Below are 19,377 nucleotides of genomic sequence, written 5' to 3' on the forward strand. Positions count from 1 at the left end.
GTTACCATATTGCCATGTCCGAATACCCTACCTGCTGCAATAGCTTCATCCCGTGCGAACAAGCCGTGGAAAGCATTTCGCGCAAAATGCCCGGTGCCCCGCGCGAAGAAGTACTGCTCACCCGGCTGCTGTTTCATATCCAGCCCTACCTTACCGGCTACTTCAACGACACGTTGAAATGCCACGATATGAACGAAACCACGTGGATGGCACTGATGGTGCTGTACTCGCGGCCAGAGCAGCGCATCAGCCCGTCCGAGCTATCGGACGCGCTGGCCTTCTCGCGCACCAACGCCACCCGCGTGGTGGACGACCTGTGCCAGCGCGACATGATGCAGCGCCTGCCGTCACAAGAAGACCGCCGCAAAACCGAGCTTATCCTCACCGAAAAAGGCCTGGCTTTTATTGCCATGGTCATGCCGGAACAGCGCCAGCGCATGCGCGAGCTATGGCAGGACTTCAGCACCGAAGAGCGCGTCCTGCTGGATGGCATGCTGCGCAAGCTCCTGCGCAAGGTAGGCGGCTGATACAATCTGTTTCATACAGACTACAAGCCCGTGCAATAGTATTGGCTTGATGATGATAGAGCCGGCTTGTGTGACACAGCCGGTTTTTTGACGCCCAACTAGTAACGCAGGTGATAATTACATGCGTAATATAAATACCCGCATGCCCGCCATTGCCATACTGCCGTTAAGCCTGCTGCTGGCCAGCTGTGCCACCCCGGATGTGGCCCCACCCACAGCCAGCCTGCTCAGCCAGGAAAGCCTGGCCATTGAGCCTGCCAGCCAGCTGCCTGCGGCCAACTGGTGGTCTGCGATGAACGACCCGGTACTGGACAAGCTGGTATCACTGGCCCTGGCACGCAGCCCGCGCCTGACCATGGCCGACGCCCGGCTACGCACCGCCCGCGCCAGCAGCGATAGCGTTGCCAGCAGTGACGGCCTGCGCGTCAACGGCAGCGCCAGCTTTACCCGCGAACGCAGTTCCGAATACGGCAACAACCCGCCCGCCTACCGCGGCATCTATACCAACCTGGAAACCGTGGGTCTGGACGCCAGCTACCGTTTTGATTTCTGGGGAAAAACCCGCGCCCAGCTGGCTGCCGCACGCGGCCAGGCCCGCGCTGCCGAGCTGGAAGCCAACGATGCGCGCCAATGGCTGGCTTGGGCAGTCAGCAGCCAGTATCTGGAATGGCGCACCGCCCAGCACGCCCTGCAGCTGCTACGCGAAGACCTGTCCCAGGCCGAAGCCTTGCTGCAAAGCGGCCAAACCCGTAGCAAACACGGCCTGGCCGCGCCCGAAGAGCTGGCGCAGCTACAAGCCCAGCAGGCAGAAAGCCGCGAGCGCCTGGCACGCGCCAGCCAGCGCGAAGCGCAGGCCAGCCACGCGCTGGCCGCGCTCAGTGCGCAGCCACAAGCCAGCCTGGCCCAGCTGCCGGATGCCGCGTTGCCACAATGGCAGCTGGATACCAGCACCTACAGCACCAGCATGCTGGGCCAACGCGCCGACATTCAGGCAGCGCGCGAGCGGGTAGAGGCCGCCAGCGCCACAGTCCGCGCAGCGCGGGCCGACTTTTACCCCGACCTGCGCATTGGCAGCCTGGCCGCGCTGTCGTCATCCGAGCTGTCCAATCTGCTAGACCCCGGCGCCCGCCTGCTGCGTTTTGCCCCGGCGCTGACGCTGCCCATCTTCAGTAATGGCGAGCTGAACGCCCGCCTGTCCGGGCGCACCGCCGACTACGAGCAAGCCGTGGCGCAGTACAACCAGACCCTGCTGGCCGCTGTGCAGGAAACCGCCGACCGCAGCAGCCAGCTGCACAGCCTGCAGCAAGCCGAAACCCAGGTACAGGCCGCCCAGGCGGCACGCCAGGAGGCCGCCCGCGTACTGCAAGCCCGCGTAACCAGCGGCCTGGCATCGCGCAGCCAGTGGCTGGCAGAAAACCGCCGCTACACCCAGGCCCGCCTCACCACACTCGAAACCCGTGCCCAACGCCTGCAAGCGCAGGCCGCACTGTTGCGTGCGCTGGGTAGCCAGCGTACCGCCAGCTAGGCACTGCGCGATAAAAGGATAAAACATGGAAAACACGATGGAACCCCAGCAGCCCAACGCCCGCCGTACCGCCCTCACCCGCTTGACCCTGGCCTTGGCGCTGGCAGGCCTGGCCGGCGGCGCCTACTGGTTTGTTGCGCTGCGCCACCACCAAAGCACCGACGACGCCTACGCCGCCGGCAACCTGATCCCTATTTCGGCCCAGGTAGCTGGCAGCATCCGCGCCATTCATGCCGACGACACGCAAACCGTCCAGGCCGGTGATGTGCTGGTCAGCCTGGACAAAAGCGATGCCACGCTGGCGCTAGCCCGTGCCGAAGCCGACCTGGCGCAGGCAGTGCGCCAGACACGCCAGCTGATTTCGGTCAGCGGCAAGGCCGACGCCGTGGTAACCCAGCGCGAAGCCGACCTGGCGCGCGCCCAGGCCGATGCCGCCCGCAGCGCGGGTGACCTGGCCCGCCGCGAAGCCGCCGCCAAAGAGCAGGCCATTTCGCAAGAAGAAGTCCAGCACGCCCGCGATGCGGCCAACACCGCCCGCGCCCAGCTGGCCGCGGCCAGTGCCGCGCTGAACGCAGCACGCGAAGACCAGCAAGCCAGCCGCGCCCTGGTGCTGGCCGATAGCGCCGAAAAGCAGCCCGCCGTCGCCCGTGCCGCCACGGCGGTACGTGAAGCCTGGCTGGCACTGTCGCGCACCGACATCCGCGCCCCGGTAGCCGGGCAAATCGCCCGCCGCAGCGCCCAACCGGGCGCCCGCATTGCCCCCGGCACTCCGCTGATGGCCGTGGCCGCGCTGGACAACGCCTGGGTGGATGCCAACTTCAAAGAAGGCCAGCTGCAAGACCTGCGTATCGGCCAGCCGGTGGAAGTACACGCCGACCAGTACGGTGACGATGTGACCTACCACGGTAAGGTAGCCGGCCTGGCTGCCGGCACCGGCAGCGTGTTTTCGCTGCTGCCGGCACAAAACGCCACCGGTAACTGGATCAAGGTGGTACAGCGCGTACCGGTGCGCATCACGCTGGACCCGGCCGAGCTGAAAGCCCACCCCCTGCGCCTGGGCCTGTCCATGCACGTCAGCGTGGACACCAGCCAGCAGGATGGCCCGCTGCTGAGCGCCGCCCCCAAAGCCGCACCGGTACTGGCCACCAGCGTGTTTGACGGCAAGCTGGCCGAGGCAGACCGCCGCGTGGCGCAGATTGTTGCGGCCAACATCGGCAAATAAGGAGGCCGTATGGCACATCCCCCGCTACAAGGCCGCTCGCGCACGCTGGTCACCCTGGCGCTGTCGCTGGCAACCTTCATGCAGGTGCTGGACACCACCATCGCCAACGTGGCCATCCCCACGATTGCCGGCGACCTGGGTGCCTCCACCAGTCAGGGTACCTGGGTGATTACCTCGTTTGGCGTAGCCAACGCCATCGCGGTACCCATTACCGGCTGGCTGGCCAAAAAACTGGGCGAGGTGCGGCTGTTCCTGATCGCTACCATCGGTTTCGTGCTGTCGTCGCTGCTGTGCGGCCTGGCACCCAGCCTGGAGCTGCTGATCCTGTTCCGCGTGCTGCAAGGTGCGCTGGCCGGGCCGATGATCCCGCTGTCACAAAGCCTGCTTTTACAGAGCTACCCGCCGGAAAAACGCGCCATCGCCATGGCGCTGTGGACCATGACCATCATCGTGGCGCCGATTTTCGGCCCCATTCTGGGCGGCTGGCTATCGGATAACTGGCACTGGAGCTGGATTTTCTTCATCAACGTGCCGGTGGGGGTGCTGGCCGCCTGGCTAAGCTGGCGCGAGCTGCGCCACCGCGAAACCACCATCCTGCAGCTGCCTATCGACAAGATTGGCCTCACCCTGCTGGTGCTGGGCGTGGGCTGCCTGCAGATGATGCTGGACCGTGGCAAGGAGCTGGACTGGTTCCATTCCACCGAGATCATGCTCTACGCCGTGATTGCCTTGCTGAGCCTGTCTTACCTGGTGGTGTGGGAGCTCACCGACAAACACCCGGTGATCGACCTGTCGCTGTTCCGCGATCGCAACTTTACCGTGGGGGTGATCTCGGTCAGCGTGGGCTTCATGCTGTACTTCGGCGCCATCGTGCTGATGCCGCTGCTGATGCAGACGCAGATGGGCTTTACCGCCACCGAAGCCGGCCTGGCCACCGCACCGGTGGGCATTCTGCCGGTGTTGCTGTCGCCGGTGATCGGCAAGAACGCGCAGCGGCTGGATATGCGCTGGGTAGTGACGGTGAGCTTTCTGGTATTTGCCCTGTGCTTCTGGTGGCGTGCCGTCACCTTCAACCCGGACATGACGTTTGCCGACGTGGTGTGGCCACAGTTTGTACAGGGCATTGCGCTGGCGGGTTTCTTCATGCCGCTGACCACCATCACGCTGTCCAATATGAAACCGCAGCAGCTGGCTAGTGCGTCCAGCCTGTCCAACTTCATGCGTACGCTGGCCGGCTCGGTGGGCGCCTCGCTCACCACCTGGCAGTGGGAGCGCCGCGAAGCCATCCACCACGTGCAGCTTACCGACCACATCAGCCTGTACGACGAAAGCACGCGCCAGACGCTGGCGGGCATGCAGCAGCTGGGGCTCAGCCAGGAACAAGCCGCTGCGCTGATCACGCGCGACATCAGCCGCCAGGGGCTGTTTATCGGTGCCAACGAAATCTTCTGGCTGGCGGCGGGGCTGTTTTTGCTGCTAACCGGCCTGGTGTGGCTGGCCCGCCCACCCAAGGCGGCACCCGGTGCCGCACCGGTAGTGGACGCCGGACACTAAAGCGCAACACTGCGGCCAACGTTGGCCGCATCACGCAGCAAGGGCAAGGTCTGGCGACCTTGCCCTTGTTTTTTATTGCCGCAAAAACCTAGCGCGCAGCCACGATGCGGATCTCGACCTTCCAGTCCGGGTGGGCCAGCTTGGCGCCTACAGTGCAGCGCACCGGCGCGTGGCCTTCGGCCACCCAGGCGTCCCAGGCTTCGTTCATCTGGTCGAATTCGGCCAGATCGGGCATGAAAATGGTGGCTTCGATAATGCGGGCTTTGTCGCTATCCAGCTCGGCCAGCACTTTGTCCACCAGCGCCAGGGTTTCGGCGGTTTGCTCGCGGGCGTTGCCCTGGCCGCTTTCCGGCACCTGTACGGTGTAGATCAGGCCGTTTACCACCACGGCTTCGGACATGCGTTTACCCGGCAGATGACGATAGATGCTCATGGCAGCTCCTGTAGCAATAACAAGGGAAAGCGCGGATTGTAGCGCAGCCGTGCCGGCGGGCTGCAATAAAAAAGCGCCGCATCAAGCGGCGCTTTCTGGCGAGCAACAGGCTTAGGCTACCGCGGCAGTACGCAGGCTTTGCGCAAAGCGCTGCAGCGATTCGATACCGCTGGCCTCGGCGCGGTTGCACCAGTCCTGCAGCTCTTTCAGCAGCTCGTCACGGGTCAGCGAAGAACGCTCCCACAGGCGGGTCAGCTCCTGGCGCATGCTGTACACGGTGTTCAGCACCTGGCTCTTGGCCAGTACGGCGGCCAGCTGGGCACGCTCGGCCATCGGCGTGTCTTTGGCATCCTGCTTCAGCCACACCTTCATCTTGCGCGCCAGGTCGGTATTACCCAGCTCTGGCAGCTGGATCTTGGCAGCCTCGGCACGGTAAACATCTTTCAGCTCGCGCGCATAGCGGGCAGCCACGGCGTAGCGGTTAGCAATAATGGCTTGCAGATGGTCCAGGTCCAGCTGCGAGTTGGCCGCATTCTGCACCAGGCGCGGCGCCACCTTGCGCACTTTGGCCAGGCCCAGGATTTCCAGGATGCGGATATACATCCAGCCAATATCAAACTCGAACCACTTGTACGACAGCTTGGCCGAGGTACCAAAAGTGTGATGGTTGTTGTGCAGCTCTTCGCCACCAATCAGGATGCCCCACGGCACGATATTGGTAGAGGCGTCTTCGTTTTCGAAGTTACGGTAACCCCAGTAGTGGCCAATACCGTTGATCACGCCAGCGGCAAAAAACGGAATCCACGCCATCTGTACGGCCCAGATCGCCAGGCCGGCAGCACCGAACAACACCAGGTCGATGACCAGCATCAGCAAGATACCCTTGCCGGTCTGACCGGTGTACACGTGGCGCTCCAGCCAGTCATCCGGGGTGCCGTGGCCGAATTTTTCCATGATGCTGCGGTCTTTGCAGGCCTCACGGTACAACTCGGCGCCTTCCCACATGACCTTTTTGATGCCCAGCACTTGCGGGCTGTGCGGGTCTTCGGCAGTTTCACAACGCGCATGGTGTTTGCGGTGAATGGACGCCCACTCCTTGGTAACCTGGCCAGTGGTGAGCCACAGCCAGAAACGGAAGAAGTGACTAGGAATCGGGTGCAGATCCAGCGCACGGTGCGCCTGATGGCGGTGCAGGAAAATGGTGACAGAGGCAATGGTGATATGGGTGAGCACCAGCGCCACCACGATATAGCCCCACCAGGGCAGGTCGATCAGACCGTTAAGCCATTCCATTTATGGGTCAAACCTCATGGTACGTAGAAACAATGCCTCATTTTACACCCATTACTTTAATGAAACCCAGCACATTCGCCAGCATACCCCATAGAAAACTGCACAAAATGCCATGGAAATTCAATGCACAAGCGCACCGCTGCCAACATCGGCCCGCATGCCGATTCATAAGCCGGCGCAGGTATTGTAAGATGCCCGTTCATTTCGTTTTTCAGGCCGGATCGTGAACGTTAACAAGCAACACCTCAAACTGGCTGCCGCCGGCATCGCCGGTGCCTTCGTACTGTACAGTGGCTTTGCCTACTGGGCTGGCATCAAGGCCGAAGAAACCCTGGCCGAACAGCACCGCATGATTGCCGCGATGTCGGTCTTCACGGTGAAATCGCACCAGTACGAGCGCGGCTGGTTCTCGTCCGAAGAAACCACCGAGCTGGCGCTAAACCAGCAGCTGCTGGGCCCCTACATCGGCCTGCTGCCGGAAAACCTGCGCCCGCTGTTAGGGGGCACGCTGCGCTACCGCCACCAGGTACGCCACGGCCTGCTACCCGGCCTGTTTGACCTGGACCTGCGCCCGGCACGCGCCATTGTGCGCACCGAGTTCGACATGAGCGATGCCACGCGCAAGACACTGCAACGCTTCTTTGGCGACGCGCCGCCCATCACCGTCATCAATCGCCTGGGCCTGACCGGCGGTGGCGAGCTGGCAGTCACCGTCCCCACCTTCGACTACGAAGAAACGCTGGCTGGCGTGAAAATGAACTGGAAAGGTTTTGACCTGAAAGTCAATTACCAGGCCGGTTACAAGGAATACCACGTCGACTCCACCAGCCCGGGCTTTACGCTGGAAGCCGGCCCCAAAGGCCGCTTTGCCTTCGACGGCGTGAAATACCTGTCCGAAGTACGCCCTGGCAACAGCGGCGTGAAGCTGGGCAGCAGCGAGCTGACGGTGGGCGACATCAAGCTCAACTGGAACGAAGCCATCCCCTACAGCATCAAGCTGAACGAGCTGATCTACCTGGTGGGCCGCGTGCGTGTGGGCGAGTTCATCAACCCGTCCGGCGAATTCCGCCCGTCCAACGTGGGCTTGTCCAAGCTGAAATACCAGATTGTCACCAGCGAGCAGGACGACTTCGTCAACACCCGTGGCAAGCTGGATTTCGAGCGCTTTGCCTACAACGACAGTGTGTACGGCCCGTTCAAGCTGGATATTTCGGCCAACCACCTGCACGGCCCTACCCTGGTGAAGCTGGACGACGCACTGGGCAAGCTGCCCTTTCAGGGCCTGGAACCGGCGCAGCTGCGCAAGAAATACCTGGATACCATCGTGAAGGAAGGTCTGCCCCTGCTGCAAAACGACCCGAAGCTGATGGTGAATGCCTTCTACCTCAAAATGCCTAGCGGCGTGGCGCAGGCTAGCGGCAGCCTGGCACTGAAAGGCTTCCAGCAGAGCGACCTGAAAAACACCCTGCTGTTCCTGAAGCGCTTTACCGCACAGGCCAATATCGAGCTGCCACAGCAAACCCTGGAAAACCTGGTGGTAGCGCAAGCGCGCAACCTGTTTACCGTGGACGCCAGCGCCGAAGACCAGCCGAATCTGGAAGAAATCGACGCCCTGGCGCGCAGCCTGCTGTCTGCCCAGCTGGACGAATGGGCCGCGCAGAAGCTGATCCGCCGCGAAGGGGGCCAGATCAGCACCAGCCTGCTGTTCAACGAAGGCATCCTGAAAGTAAACAACCACAACGTGGCACTGCCATGGCAAGAGCCGGAAGAACCCACCCCGGAAGAAGCCTCGGCTGCGCAATAAAGGTTGGCCGCATAGTTGCCATTTACCCCCCGCCTGTACGACAGACGGGGGGTATAAAAAAAGCCCGTCTGTTGACGGGCTTTTTTATTGATGAAAAACGCTTTTGCCACGCAAACAGCGCTTGTTCTGTCAACGGCAAGGCTGTGGACTCACCCATTTATATGATGCGGCTCGGCGTTTCCATGCACCGTGCCAGTTGAGCGGGCACTTTGTCAGCAGCATGAAAAAAGCCCGTCGTTTGACGGGCTTTCTTGTACCAAGCGATACAGCCAGCAGCTTAGTCTTCGATCATGCTTTGCTGGTAGTTGGCCAGGCCCAGTTTTTCGATCAGGCCGAGCTGGGTTTCCAGCCAGTCGATGTGCTCTTCTTCGCTATCAAGCACGCTGGTCAGCAGGTCGCGGGTCACGTAGTCTTTTACCGACTCGCAGTAGGCGATGGCGTCTTTCAGCAGCGGCAGGCTTTCGGTGTCCAGCTTCAGGTCACATTCCAGGATTTCCTGGGTGTTTTCACCGATGTACAGCTTGCCCAGGTCTTGTAGGTTCGGCAGGCCTTCCAGAAACAGGATGCGCTCGATCAGCTTGTCGGCGTTTTTCATTTCCACGATGGATTCGTGGTATTCGTGCTCGTTCAGCTCTTTCAGGCCCCAGTTCTTGAAAATGCGGGCGTGCAGGAAGTACTGGTTGATGGCGGTAAGCTGGGTTTTGAGAATCTGGTTCAGAAACTTGATGACTTTCTTGTCGCCTTGCATGGCCGTGACCTCCTGCTATATCGAATTGCAGGGATTATGGCACAAAATGATGCAATGACAAGCTTGGCGGCACGCGCCAAAATGCAATGGGAATGCGATTGATTCTGCAGAAAAATCAGGCAGCTACCAGCTCGGGTTCGCTGATTTGCAGCAGGGTTTGCTTGCGTACCTGGTTGGCACTGCAGGCGCAGCGGCCGCACTCGGTAGCCACACCCAGATCACGCGCCAGATCGCGCATGGTGACGGCGCCGTCGAAGACAGCTTGGCGGATGTCGCGGTCGGTTACACCGTGGCAAAGGCAAACGTACATGGCAGCACCTTGTGATGATTAAGAATAAGTCGCAATACGTGTATATTAGAAACAAATGATAACGATTGTCAATTGATATGAGCAGCCCTATTCCCGATACACAGTGGAAACCCAACACCACCGTCGCCGCCATCATCGAGCGCGATGGCCGCTTTTTGATGGTGCGCGAAAACACCGAGCATGGTCTGCGCCTGAACCAGCCCGCCGGCCACATGGAATACGGCGAAACGCTGCTGCAGGCCGTAGCGCGCGAAGCGCTGGAGGAAACCGGCTATGCGGCCAACCCTGTAGCGCTGTGCGGTATTTACCTGGCTGACAAGGACGACAGCAGCGGCATTACCTATCTGCGCTTTGCTTTTGTGTGCCAGGCCGATAGCCAGCCGCTACGCAGCCAGCTGGACGAGGGCATCGTGGAGGCGGTGTGGCTCACTGCCGCAGAAATCCACGCGCAGCAGGCCATCTGGCGCAGCCCGCTGGTAGGCCGCTGCCTGGACGACTACCTGGCCGGGCAGCGCCTGCCGCTGGCCAGCATTTATCACCACGGGCGCTAGCCACCATGCGCCGGGCCGCCCTGCTTTTATCGCTATGCCTGGCCCTGCCCGCCCCGCAGGCCGGTGCAGAGGTGCTAACCCTCTGTTACCATTACGGTTGCGATCGCAGCAGCGCCATTGATTTACAGCCTGATGCCCTGATCTGGTTCGAGCAACGCCTGCGCCAGGCAGACAACGCGGCCGACGAACGTGCCGCGCTGCAAGATGTCGTGCTGGCGTATTACCAGATAGCGGCGCAGGTGCTGCCCATTGCCGAAGACCAGGGCGGCAACCAGGAAGATGCCCGCATGCTGGGACGCATGGACTGCCTGGACCACACGCACAATCTGCACGGCCTGCTGGCCCTGCTGCAGGGCCACCAGCTGCTGCGCTACCACCAGCTGTCTGCCGATGTATTTCGCGCCCCGCTACTGTTTAACGAACATCATGCCGTGGCACTGCAGGACACAGACAGTGGCCAGATCTGGGTAATGGATAGCTGGTTCCGACATTTCGGGGCACCACCGGTGGTGGTGCCTCTTGCACTTTGGAAGGAAGGATTTTCCCCGTGACGGGTAAAAAACGTATTGTTGTCGGCATGTCCGGCGGCGTGGATTCGTCGGTAACCGCCTGGCTGCTGAAGCAGCAAGGCCACGAAGTCATCGGCGTGTTCATGCAAAACTGGGAAGACGATAACGACGACGAGTACTGCTCCATCAAGCAGGATGCGCTGGACGCCATGAGCGTGGCGGACATTGTCGGCATCGACATGGAAATCGTGAACTTTGCCAAGGAATACAAAGACCGCGTGTTTTCGTATTTCCTGAAAGAGTACTCGGCCGGCCGCACGCCCAACCCGGACGTGCTGTGCAATGCCGAGATCAAGTTCAAGGCCTTTCTGGACTACGCCATGGCCATGGGTGCCGACTGTATCGCCACCGGCCACTACGCGCGCAAGCTGGAACAAGACGGCGTGCACTACCTGATGAAGGGCGTAGACCACACCAAGGACCAGAGCTACTTTCTGTACCGCCTGCAGCAGCACCAGCTGGCGCGCGCCATCTTCCCGCTGGGCGACATCCACAAAACCGAAGTACGCCGCCTGGCCGAAGAAGCCGGCCTGCCCACTGCCGGCAAGAAAGACTCCACCGGCATCTGTTTTATCGGCGAGCGCCCGTTCCGCGAGTTCCTGCAGCGCTACCTGCCCACCAAGCCGGGCGAGATGATCACGCCGGACGGCAAGGTCGTGGGCGAACACGTGGGCCTGATGTTCTACACCCTGGGCCAGCGCAAGGGCCTGAATATCGGCGGCGCCAAAGATGGCACCGGCGACCCGTGGTTCGTGGCGGGCAAAGACATGGCAGCCAACCGCCTGGTGGTGGTACAGGGCCACGACCACCCGCTGCTGCTCAAACCCACGCTGCAGATGGACGACCTGTCATGGACGCTGCCGCAAGCACCAGCTGCAGGCAGCTACGCCGCCAAAAACCGCTACCGCATGGCCGATGCCCCGTGCAGCCTGTCACCGGTAGTGGATGGCAAAGCCACGCTGACCTTCCGCGACAAGCAGTGGGCGGTAACACCCGGCCAGTCTGCCGTGCTGTACGACGGCGATATCTGCCTGGGTGGCGGCATTATCCAGTAATGCCCGCTGTATAAGCGTAACAAGGCCGCGCCCCTGGGCGCGGCCTTGTCGTTTGTGCGCTGTCTCAGCCACTCAGACGGGCATGCCAGGCCTGCAATGCGGCCAACTGTTTACGGATGTTTTCCTGAATCGCCGCGTCCAGCAGGTTGCCATCGCCGTCAAAGCCGCCGGCAAAGGCATTGGCAAACACCTCGGGCTGGTTCAGCACGTGCAGATTCAGGTACACGCACACCTGGCGCAGGTGGTACTGCGCACGCGAGGTGCCCATGCCGCCGCCCGCCCCCATGATGGCCGCCGGCTTACCCGCCAGCAGCGCATTGCCCGGCTCGCGCGAGGCCCAGTCCAGCGCGTTTTTCAGCGCGGGGGCGATGGAATAGTTGTACTCCGGGCAGGCCAGCAGCAAGGCATCGGCCGCAGCCAGCTGGCCCAGCAGGCGCTGCACGGCCGCCGGCTTGTCACTGATATCGGCGTTATAAAACGGCATATCGGACAAATCGGCCATCGTCAGCTGCATGCCTTCCGGCAGGTTGGCCGCAGCGTAGCGCAGCAGGCCCTTATTGGCAGACTTCTGGCGCAGGCTGCCACAGATGGCAAGAACATTCAGGCTCATGGTGTACTCCTTGTGGGGGACTCATCCGGTATACGCCATGGCCGCGCTGCCCGCCAGCCCGCCATCAGGCGGCGATAGCCACCATGTCCAGCTCCACCGCAGCATTTTTGGGCAGCTGGTACACGCCTACCGAGGTGCGCACGTGCACGCCGGCCTCGCCCAGCAGCTGGTACAGCAGGGCCGAGGCGGCGTTGGCCACCTCGCTCTGGCGGGTAAAACCGGCCGCGCTCTGCACGTACACATTCAGGCGCAGGATGCGCGCCACCCCGTTCAGCGAGCCCAGCTGCTGGTACAGCAGCACCAGCGCGCGTAGGCAGGCAATGTGCGCCGCGTGGCAGGCGTCGGCCTCGCTGCAGCTATCGCCCACGCGGCCGCACACCACCACCTGGCTACCCACGCGGGGTATCTGGCCGCTGATATGGATTTCCTGCCCGTGCTGCAGCAGCGGCACATACTGGCCGCCGATCTGCAGCGCCTCGTGCAGGTCCAGCCCTACCGCCGCACAGCATGCGGCCAACTGTTGGTCACGTGTCATGCGCTGCTCCTTAACTGGCCGCTACCGGCAGCGGCTCCACTTTGCGCAGCTGCCAAGTTAGCCACAGGCACAGCGCCAATAGCGCGCCGATCAGCCCGGCTACACCCGGCCAGCCGTCCAGCCGCCACATCAGGCCGGAGCCGCTACCGATAAACGCCGAACCCAGGTAATACGATGTCAGGTAAAACGCCGACGCCAGGCCGCGAGCGTGGGTCACGCGGCGCCCTACCCAGCTGGCAGCAACAGAGTGCGCGGCAAAAAAGCCAAAGGTAAACAGCGCCACCCCGGCCACCACCAGCCACAGGCTCTGGCTCAGCGTCAGCAGCAGCGCCGGCAGCATCAGCGCCACCATTTTCCACAGCACCACGCGGCGTCCGTAGCGGTCGGCCCAGCGCCCGCCCAGGCTGGATGACACCATGCCCACCACGTACAGCAAGAAAATCAGGCCAATAGCGCTTTGCGATAGCCCGAACGGCGCCGCCTGCAGGCGGAAGCCCAGGTAGTTGTACAGGCTGACAAAGCCGCCCATCAGCATGAAGCCCAGCAAGAACAAGCGGGACAAACCGGGGTCGCGCCAATGCTGGCGGCTATCGGCCAGCACACTGGCCAGCGATACCGGGCGCGGCGCAAAGCGGCGCGAAGGCGGCAGCAGCTTCCAGAACACCAGCGCGGCCAGGGTGCCCATCACCGCCAGCGCCAGCAGCCCGGCTTGCAAGCCCCAGGCATCGGCCACCACTGCCGCCACATAGCGCCCGCTCATGCCGCCCAGCGCGTTGGCCGCAATGTACAAACCCACCGCCCGCCCCAGCGACTCGGGCGCCAGCTCTTCGGACAGATAAGACAGCGCCAGCGCCGGCAAGCCGGCCATCAGCACGCCAAACAGCGCCCGCCACAGCAGCAGCCAGCCAAAGCTGCTGCTCCACACCGCCAGCCACGACAGCAGCACCCCGCCCGCCAGCGAAGCCACCATCAAGGGCGTGCGGCCAACCCTTTCCGCCAGCAGGCTGGCCGGGATCAGCAACAGCGCCATGGGCAAGGTCGCCGACGACAGCACTGCACTGGCCGCCGCAGGCGACAGGCCGTAATGCGCGGCAAACAGCGGCATCAGCGGCTGTACGCCGTACAACAGGGCAAAGGTAGCAAAGCCGCCAATGGCCGCCGCCCAGGTTGCGCGCCACCAGGCGGCAGAGCCGGCGTGATGCGGGGTGGTTTCGCCGGCCACGCGGGCCAGCACAGCAGAAGCACAAGACATGATCAGACACCTTGTCAGGTAATGGTGTCAGCCTAGGCTTGGCGCATGGCAACGTCCAATATATATTTCAACAAGTATTAATACATTGAAAGTATCAAATGGAACTGCGACACCTGCGCTATTTCGTGGCGGTAGCCGAAGAGCTGCACTTCACCCGTGCCGCAGAGCGCCTGCACATGGCGCAGCCACCACTGAGCCAGCAAATCCGCGCGCTGGAACAGGAGCTGGGTGTGAGCCTGTTCGAGCGCCACCAGCGCGCCGTCAAACTCACGGCCGCCGGCGAGCGTTTTCTGCTACGCGCCCGCGCCCTGCTGGAAGGCGCCAGCCAGGCGGCCGACGAGGCCCGCCGCGCCGCCCGTGGCGAAGTGGGCGAGCTGAATATCGGCTTTACCTCCTCGTTGCCGCTAATGTCCCTGCTGCCCACCGCGCTGCAGCGTTTTCGCCAGCAGCACGGCAGCGTGACCCTGCACTTTCACGAAGAATTTACCCGCGAGCAGTTCCAGCTGCTGGGCAGCAACAAGCTGGATGTCGGCGTGGTGCGCTTTAACGGCGAGGAAGACACCCCCGGCCTGGCGCTGCGCGAAGTGCGGCGCGACCGCCTGTGCGCGGTGCTGCCGCGCAGCCACCCGCTGGCCGGCAGCCACGGCATCGCCCTGGCGCAGCTGGCCGGCGAGCGCATCATCGGCTACCCCGCCAGCAGCGGTAACTGGCTAACCCGCCGCCTGGAAAAACTGGCGCGCGATGCCGGCTTTGAATGGCGGGTACACCAGCTGGCCGGCGAAGCCACCACCCAGATCGGCCTGGTCGACGCCGGGCTGGGCGTGGCCGTGCTACCCGCCCCGCTACAGTGCGTGCAGCTGCCCGGCATCTGCTATGTGCCGCTGCTGGACAGCCACGCCTACATGACACTGACCGTGGCCTGGCGCGAACGCGATACCTCGCCGCTGGTGGCCGCTTTTGTCGACGCCATGCTGGCCGCCGGCGCCAGCGCGCCAAACCAGCCACCCGCGCCTTAGCCACGCCAGGCACGCAAAAAAGCCGGCGCAAAAGCACCGGCTTTGGCACTACCCGATAAGGCTACCCGCTTACAGGGCGGCGCGATAAATCGCCTCTACCTCGGCCTGCGTCGGCTGGATCGGGTTGGTCAGGCCGCAGGCGTCTTTCAGCGCGTTGGCCGCCAGCGTGGCGATGTCTTCATCCTTCACGCCCAGCTGGGTCAGGCCGGCCGGAATGCCCACATCCGCCGCCAGCTGGCGGATGGCCGCCAGTGCCGCCTCGGCCGAGGCTTCCGCCCCCAGCGCTACCGCTACGTCGGCCAGGCGCGCCGACGCTACGCGGGCATTGAAAGCCTGCACGTGCGGCAGCAGCACGGCATTGCATACGCCGTGCGGCAGGTCGTAGAAGCCGCCCAGCTGGTGCGCCATGGCGTGCACATAGCCCAGCGACGCATTATTGAACGCCATCCCCGCCAGAAACTGGGCGTAGGCCATCTGCTCGCGCGCTGCCATGTCCTGGCCGTTGCTGACCGCTGCGCGCAGGTTGGCCGCAATCAGGCTTACCGCTTTCAGCGCACAGGCGTCGGTAATCGGGTTCGCCGCCGTCGATACATAGGCCTCTACCGCGTGCGTCAGCGCGTCCATACCGGTGGCGGCAGTCAGGCTGGCCGGCATGCCCAGCATGGTTTCCGGGTCGTTTACCGACAGGATGGGCGTGGTGTGTTTATCCACGATGGCCATTTTGATGTGGCGCGATTCGTCGGTAATGATGCAGAAGCGCGTCATTTCGCTGGCGGTACCGGCGGTGGTGTTGATGGCCACCAGCGGCAGCTGCGGCTTGGCCGATTTGTCCACGCCTTCGTAATCCTGGATCTGGCCACCGTTTACCGCCACCAGCGCAATGGCCTTGGCGCAGTCGTGTGGCGAGCCGCCGCCCAGCGAGATCACGCTGTCACCGTTTTTTTCACGTAGCAGCGCCAGACCAGCACCCACGTTGGCCGTGGTCGGGTTGGGCTGCACGGCGTCGAATACGAAAGACTGGATATCGGCAGCCATCAGCTGGTTTTGCACCTGGGCCACCAAACCGGCTTTCACCAGGCCAGCATCGGTAACAATCAGCGTGCGGCGAAAGCCGCGTGCCTGCATGGCATCGACTGCTTTTTGTACGCTACCGGCGCCCATCAGGTTCAGTGCGGGGATGTGGAATTCGCTAACAGCCATTTTTTTGCCCTTTCGTAAAAACGATTTCATACCTGCAGGCTACGCTTTCTGGCCAGGCGTTTTTTGCGCCAAATCAAGTGAAATACGCGTTATACATTCTATTTTCTGGCCATGAACTTTCACCAAATCCGCCTGTAACGCGTGAAAAACACCCAGACTGAAGCGGCACGCCCTCCACCCAGCTTGCGGCCAAGCCACCCGGCACTGACAAAATACTGGTATCGATACCAACTCGGTACGAGGCAAAAAAATGCCGCCCGCAGGCGGCACGTTGTCACCACGTCAACGGGGCTAGCCGCACGCCCCGACGTGGCCGCAGGCGGTGCAGAACTCGCAGCCGTCTTTCTTGATCAGCGCCCGGTTGCCGCATTCCGGGCAGGCTTTGCCCGCCATGGGCGCAGCGGCGGGGCTGACGACGCTATTGCCAAACAGCTCGCCCTGCTCCGGTACCATCACCCCCATGTCTTCTACCGGCACCCCCTCCTCGCTCAGAATGCCCAGCATGGCGTAGCGGTGGATGATCAGCCGCGCCAGATACGCCTCGGTAGACGGCCAGCTTTGCGATTTGTCACTACCGGGGGTGCGGGCAAAGAAGTCAGCCTGCGGCTCGGCGTAGCTTTGCAGCTTGCGCAGCTTCATGCCTATCCAGGCCGGGTCGATCACGCGCATGTCCAGGCTGAGCATCTTGCACAGGCCGTCCAGCTCGCGCGGGTAGTGGCCGGCCAGCCACATGGAGTACGGGCGGCGCTGGCCGTTGGGCAGCACCAGCTCTTTCACGAACAGGGCAAAGTCGTCGCCGGTTTGCGGGTTGACCACGTCTACCGACCAGCTGATGGTGCCATCGGCGCCGGATTTAGGCTCTTTGCGGGCAAACAGCGCGTCCATCACCGGCGTGGCGTCGCCCTCGGCGCTTTCCAGCGCACCCAGCTGTAGCACCCGGTATTTCACCACCCTGGCCAGCGCGGCGGCAGCAGCACTGCTCTGCAGCGCACCGTCGGCCAACTCTACGTGGTAATGGCGGTCGCCACGGGTGGCGGCCAGGGCGTCCAGCTTGGCGGCCAGCCAGGCACGGTCGCGGCAGCGCATATCCATGGACAGCGTTTTGGCGATGGCGCCCAGGCCACGCGGCACATCGCCGTTTACCCAGCATTCGAACGGTAGTGCGGCTTCGCCCGGCTGGCTGCCATCGATATGGCCCACCATCACGGCAAAATCGCCCTCTTCACCTTCTACCATGAAGGTCCACGACGGGTTGCCGTGCTTGAGCTTGGGCCGGTGCGGCCATTTGAGGCTGGCCAGCGCCGGGCTGGGCGCGCTGTTCAGCGTGATGCGGCGGTCCGGGTCGCTCTGGTTCAGGTCTTGCGGCAGCGCCTGGCTGCCAGGGTTGGCCGCAGCGGGCGCCACCGACAGCACCGAGCCCAGCACGCTATTGGGGCGGTAGGTGGTAATGCCTTTCAGCCCGGCGCGCCAGGCTTCCAGGTACAAGCTTTCGAAATCGTCAAACGGGTAGTCGGCCGGTACGTTCACCGTTTTGGAAATCGACGTATCGATAAACGGCGCGACCGCCGCCACCATGCGCATGTGGTCCAGTGCGCTCATCTGCAGCGCGCTGACAAAGTAATCAGGCAGCGCCGTGGTATCGCCCCCTTGCATGCGGAACACGCGGTAGGCGTGGTCTTCTACCAGGTATTCCTGCTGGCTGCCGTCGGCCATGCGTTTTTTGCGGGTGTAGAACCAGCTGAACGGCGGCTCGATACCGTTGGACGCATTGTCGGCAAAGGCCAGCGAGATGGTGCCGGTGGGGGCAATCGACAACAGGTGCGAGTTACGGATGCCATGCTGGCGGATGCGCGCCTGAATCGCCGCGGGCAGGCGGCTGGCGCAGTGCGGTGCCGCCAGGTAGTGCTCGGCGTCGAATAACGGGAATGCGCCCTTCTCGATGGCCAGGTCTACCGAGGCATCGTAGGCGGCGTCGCGCATGCGTTCGGCGATGCTGGCGGCCAACCTTCTGCCTTCTTCGCTGTCGTAGCGCACGCGCAGCATGATCAGCGCGTCGCCCAGGCCGGTAAAGCCCAGCCCGACACGGCGCTTGTTTTGCGCTTCGCGTTCTTGCTCCACCAGCGGCCACACGGTGAGGTCCAGCACGTTGTCCAGCATGCGGATGGCGGTACGCACCACTTGCTCGAAAGCGCCGTAGTCAAAGCTGGCGTGCTCGCCAAAGGGCTGGCGCACAAAGCCGCACAGGTTAATGGAGCCCAGGTCACAGCAGCCGTAATCTGGCAGTGGCTGCTCGCCACACGGGTTGGTGGACTCAATGACTTCGCAGTAGGACAGGTTGTTGTCGGCGTTGATCTTGCTCATGAACAGCACGCCGGGCTCGGCGTGGTCGTAGGTGCTGTGCATGATCTGCTGCCACAGGTCGCGCGCGCGTACCGTGCGGTACACCCACAGCCCGTCGTCGCGCTGGTAGCTGCCGGGGAAAGCGCTGTTGGCCGGGGCCACGGCGTGGGTAAGCTGCCAGTCGCCGTCGGCCTCGACCGCCTGCATGAAGGCGTCGGACACGCCTACCGACATATTGAAATTGCGCAAGTCGCCCTGGTCTTTGGCGTGGATGAAGTCTTCGATATCCGGGTGGCTCACGTCCAGCACGCCCATTTGCGCGCCACGGCGTGCGCCGGCCGATTCCACCGTTTCGCAGCTGCGGTCGAACACGCGCATATAGGAAACCGGACCGGAGGCGCGGCTATTGGTGCCTTTTACCTGGGCGCCACGCGGGCGGATGCGGCTAAAGTTGTAGCCCACGCCGCCGCCACGGCGCATGGTTTCGGCAGACTGCAGCAGGGCTTCGTAAATACCGACCTTGCCGTTTTCGGTTTGCGATACCGCGTCGCCCACCGGCTGTACAAAGCAGTTGATGAGGGTGGCTTTCAGGTCGGTACCGGCAGCCGAATTGATACGCCCGCCGGGAATAAAGCCCTGGTCCAGCGCGGCAAAGAACAGCGGCGCGAAACGGTCAGGCTCGTTTTCATGTGCAGCCAGCGCCTGCGCGACCCGCTGGCGTACCTCGCTGATGCTTTGTTCGCCGTTTTTGGCGTATTTTTCCAGCAGTACTTCACGCGAAATGTCTTGTTCCACCCATGCCATTGCCTGCTCCCGATTCATGACCACACCAC

At 62.9% G+C, this 19,377-nt stretch carries 18 protein-coding genes; 9 read left to right on the forward strand and 9 right to left on the reverse strand.

All coding sequences use genetic code 11. The features are described 5' to 3' along the window. Positions 1 to 14: 14 nt before the first annotated feature. From ACZ9XP_RS01290 to ACZ9XP_RS01305, 4 genes are all read left to right on the forward strand, one after another. Entirely contained in the window at positions 15 to 527 is a 513-nt protein-coding gene (locus ACZ9XP_RS01290; RefSeq protein WP_147683929.1) for a MarR family transcriptional regulator, read from the forward strand. Between the two features lie 121 nt (positions 528 to 648). Further along, the gene (locus ACZ9XP_RS01295; RefSeq protein ID WP_465187880.1) at positions 649 to 2,052 is read left to right on the forward strand and encodes an efflux transporter outer membrane subunit; all 1,404 of its coding nucleotides are present in this window, start codon (positions 649 to 651) and stop codon (positions 2,050 to 2,052) included. A gap of 25 nt (positions 2,053 to 2,077) precedes the next feature. Continuing rightward, entirely contained in the window at positions 2,078 to 3,274 is a 1,197-nt protein-coding gene (locus ACZ9XP_RS01300; protein ID WP_240803390.1) for an HlyD family secretion protein, read from the forward strand. 9 nt (positions 3,275 to 3,283) lie between these two features. Beyond that, positions 3,284 to 4,828 (forward strand): DHA2 family efflux MFS transporter permease subunit, encoded by a 1,545-nt coding sequence (locus tag ACZ9XP_RS01305; RefSeq protein ID WP_465187881.1) that lies wholly within the window; start codon positions 3,284 to 3,286, stop codon positions 4,826 to 4,828. Between the two features lie 88 nt (positions 4,829 to 4,916). On the opposite strand, the gene ACZ9XP_RS01310 is transcribed toward ACZ9XP_RS01305, so the two are convergent. Together ACZ9XP_RS01310 and ACZ9XP_RS01315 are read right to left on the reverse strand one after the other, a co-directional pair. Further along, complete coding sequence (locus tag ACZ9XP_RS01310; RefSeq protein ID WP_465187882.1) at positions 4,917 to 5,261, reverse strand: RidA family protein; 345 nt, start codon at positions 5,259 to 5,261, stop codon at positions 4,917 to 4,919. Between the two features lie 111 nt (positions 5,262 to 5,372). Continuing rightward, positions 5,373 to 6,554, reverse strand: a complete 1,182-nt coding sequence (locus ACZ9XP_RS01315; protein WP_147683855.1) for a DesA family fatty acid desaturase — start codon at positions 6,552 to 6,554, stop codon at positions 5,373 to 5,375. Positions 6,555 to 6,777: 223 nt separating this feature from the next. Between ACZ9XP_RS01315 and ACZ9XP_RS01320 the strand changes: the two genes are divergently transcribed. Beyond that, positions 6,778 to 8,358, forward strand: a complete 1,581-nt coding sequence (locus ACZ9XP_RS01320) for a YdgA family protein (RefSeq protein ID WP_465187883.1) — start codon at positions 6,778 to 6,780, stop codon at positions 8,356 to 8,358. Positions 8,359 to 8,635: 277 nt separating this feature from the next. Here the strand turns inward: ACZ9XP_RS01320 and bfr are convergent, their stop codons facing one another. Beyond that, positions 8,636 to 9,106 (reverse strand): bacterioferritin, encoded by a 471-nt coding sequence (gene bfr / locus ACZ9XP_RS01325; RefSeq protein WP_272750937.1) that lies wholly within the window; start codon positions 9,104 to 9,106, stop codon positions 8,636 to 8,638. Positions 9,107 to 9,221: 115 nt separating this feature from the next. After that, complete coding sequence (locus ACZ9XP_RS01330) at positions 9,222 to 9,416, reverse strand: (2Fe-2S)-binding protein (protein ID WP_147683861.1); 195 nt, start codon at positions 9,414 to 9,416, stop codon at positions 9,222 to 9,224. 77 nt (positions 9,417 to 9,493) lie between these two features. Between ACZ9XP_RS01330 and ACZ9XP_RS01335 the strand changes: the two genes are divergently transcribed. The 3 genes from ACZ9XP_RS01335 to mnmA are packed head-to-tail and all read left to right on the forward strand — an operon-like array spanning position 9,494 to position 11,591. After that, a complete protein-coding gene (locus ACZ9XP_RS01335) occupies positions 9,494 to 9,967 on the forward strand; it encodes an NUDIX hydrolase (protein WP_147683863.1) in 474 nt (157 codons plus the stop codon). Positions 9,968 to 9,972: 5 nt separating this feature from the next. Next, the gene (locus ACZ9XP_RS01340; protein WP_147683865.1) at positions 9,973 to 10,518 is read left to right on the forward strand and encodes a hypothetical protein; all 546 of its coding nucleotides are present in this window, start codon (positions 9,973 to 9,975) and stop codon (positions 10,516 to 10,518) included. Continuing rightward, positions 10,506 to 11,591, forward strand: a complete 1,086-nt coding sequence (mnmA, locus tag ACZ9XP_RS01345) for a tRNA 2-thiouridine(34) synthase MnmA (protein ID WP_338117448.1) — start codon at positions 10,506 to 10,508, stop codon at positions 11,589 to 11,591. Before ACZ9XP_RS01340 ends, mnmA begins: the two co-directional genes overlap by 13 nt. A gap of 64 nt (positions 11,592 to 11,655) precedes the next feature. Here mnmA and ACZ9XP_RS01350 read toward each other — a convergent pair whose 3' ends face one another. The 3 genes from ACZ9XP_RS01350 to ACZ9XP_RS01360 form a co-directional block, all read right to left on the reverse strand. After that, a complete protein-coding gene (locus ACZ9XP_RS01350) occupies positions 11,656 to 12,201 on the reverse strand; it encodes an NADPH-dependent FMN reductase (protein ID WP_147683869.1) in 546 nt (181 codons plus the stop codon). A gap of 64 nt (positions 12,202 to 12,265) precedes the next feature. Then, a complete protein-coding gene (locus ACZ9XP_RS01355) occupies positions 12,266 to 12,736 on the reverse strand; it encodes a RidA family protein (RefSeq protein ID WP_147683871.1) in 471 nt (156 codons plus the stop codon). Positions 12,737 to 12,746: 10 nt separating this feature from the next. Continuing rightward, positions 12,747 to 13,988: an MFS transporter gene (locus ACZ9XP_RS01360; RefSeq protein WP_206211192.1), complete on the reverse strand. Its 1,242-nt coding sequence runs from the start codon at positions 13,986 to 13,988 to the stop codon at positions 12,747 to 12,749. Between the two features lie 98 nt (positions 13,989 to 14,086). Here ACZ9XP_RS01360 and ACZ9XP_RS01365 point away from each other — a divergent pair, with 98 nt between their 5' ends. After that, positions 14,087 to 15,004 carry a LysR substrate-binding domain-containing protein gene (locus ACZ9XP_RS01365; RefSeq protein WP_147683873.1) on the forward strand — a complete coding sequence of 306 codons (918 nt, stop codon included), beginning with the start codon at positions 14,087 to 14,089 and terminating at the stop codon, positions 15,002 to 15,004. A 69-nt stretch (positions 15,005 to 15,073) separates the two neighbouring features. Here ACZ9XP_RS01365 and yiaY read toward each other — a convergent pair whose 3' ends face one another. Together yiaY and ACZ9XP_RS01375 are read right to left on the reverse strand one after the other, a co-directional pair. Beyond that, complete coding sequence (yiaY, locus tag ACZ9XP_RS01370; protein WP_147683875.1) at positions 15,074 to 16,204, reverse strand: L-threonine dehydrogenase; 1,131 nt, start codon at positions 16,202 to 16,204, stop codon at positions 15,074 to 15,076. Positions 16,205 to 16,495: 291 nt separating this feature from the next. Next, positions 16,496 to 19,348, reverse strand: a complete 2,853-nt coding sequence (locus ACZ9XP_RS01375; protein ID WP_240803392.1) for an adenosylcobalamin-dependent ribonucleoside-diphosphate reductase — start codon at positions 19,346 to 19,348, stop codon at positions 16,496 to 16,498. Between the last annotated feature and the right edge of the window lie 29 nt (positions 19,349 to 19,377).

The organism is Vogesella perlucida (assembly GCF_979366545.1).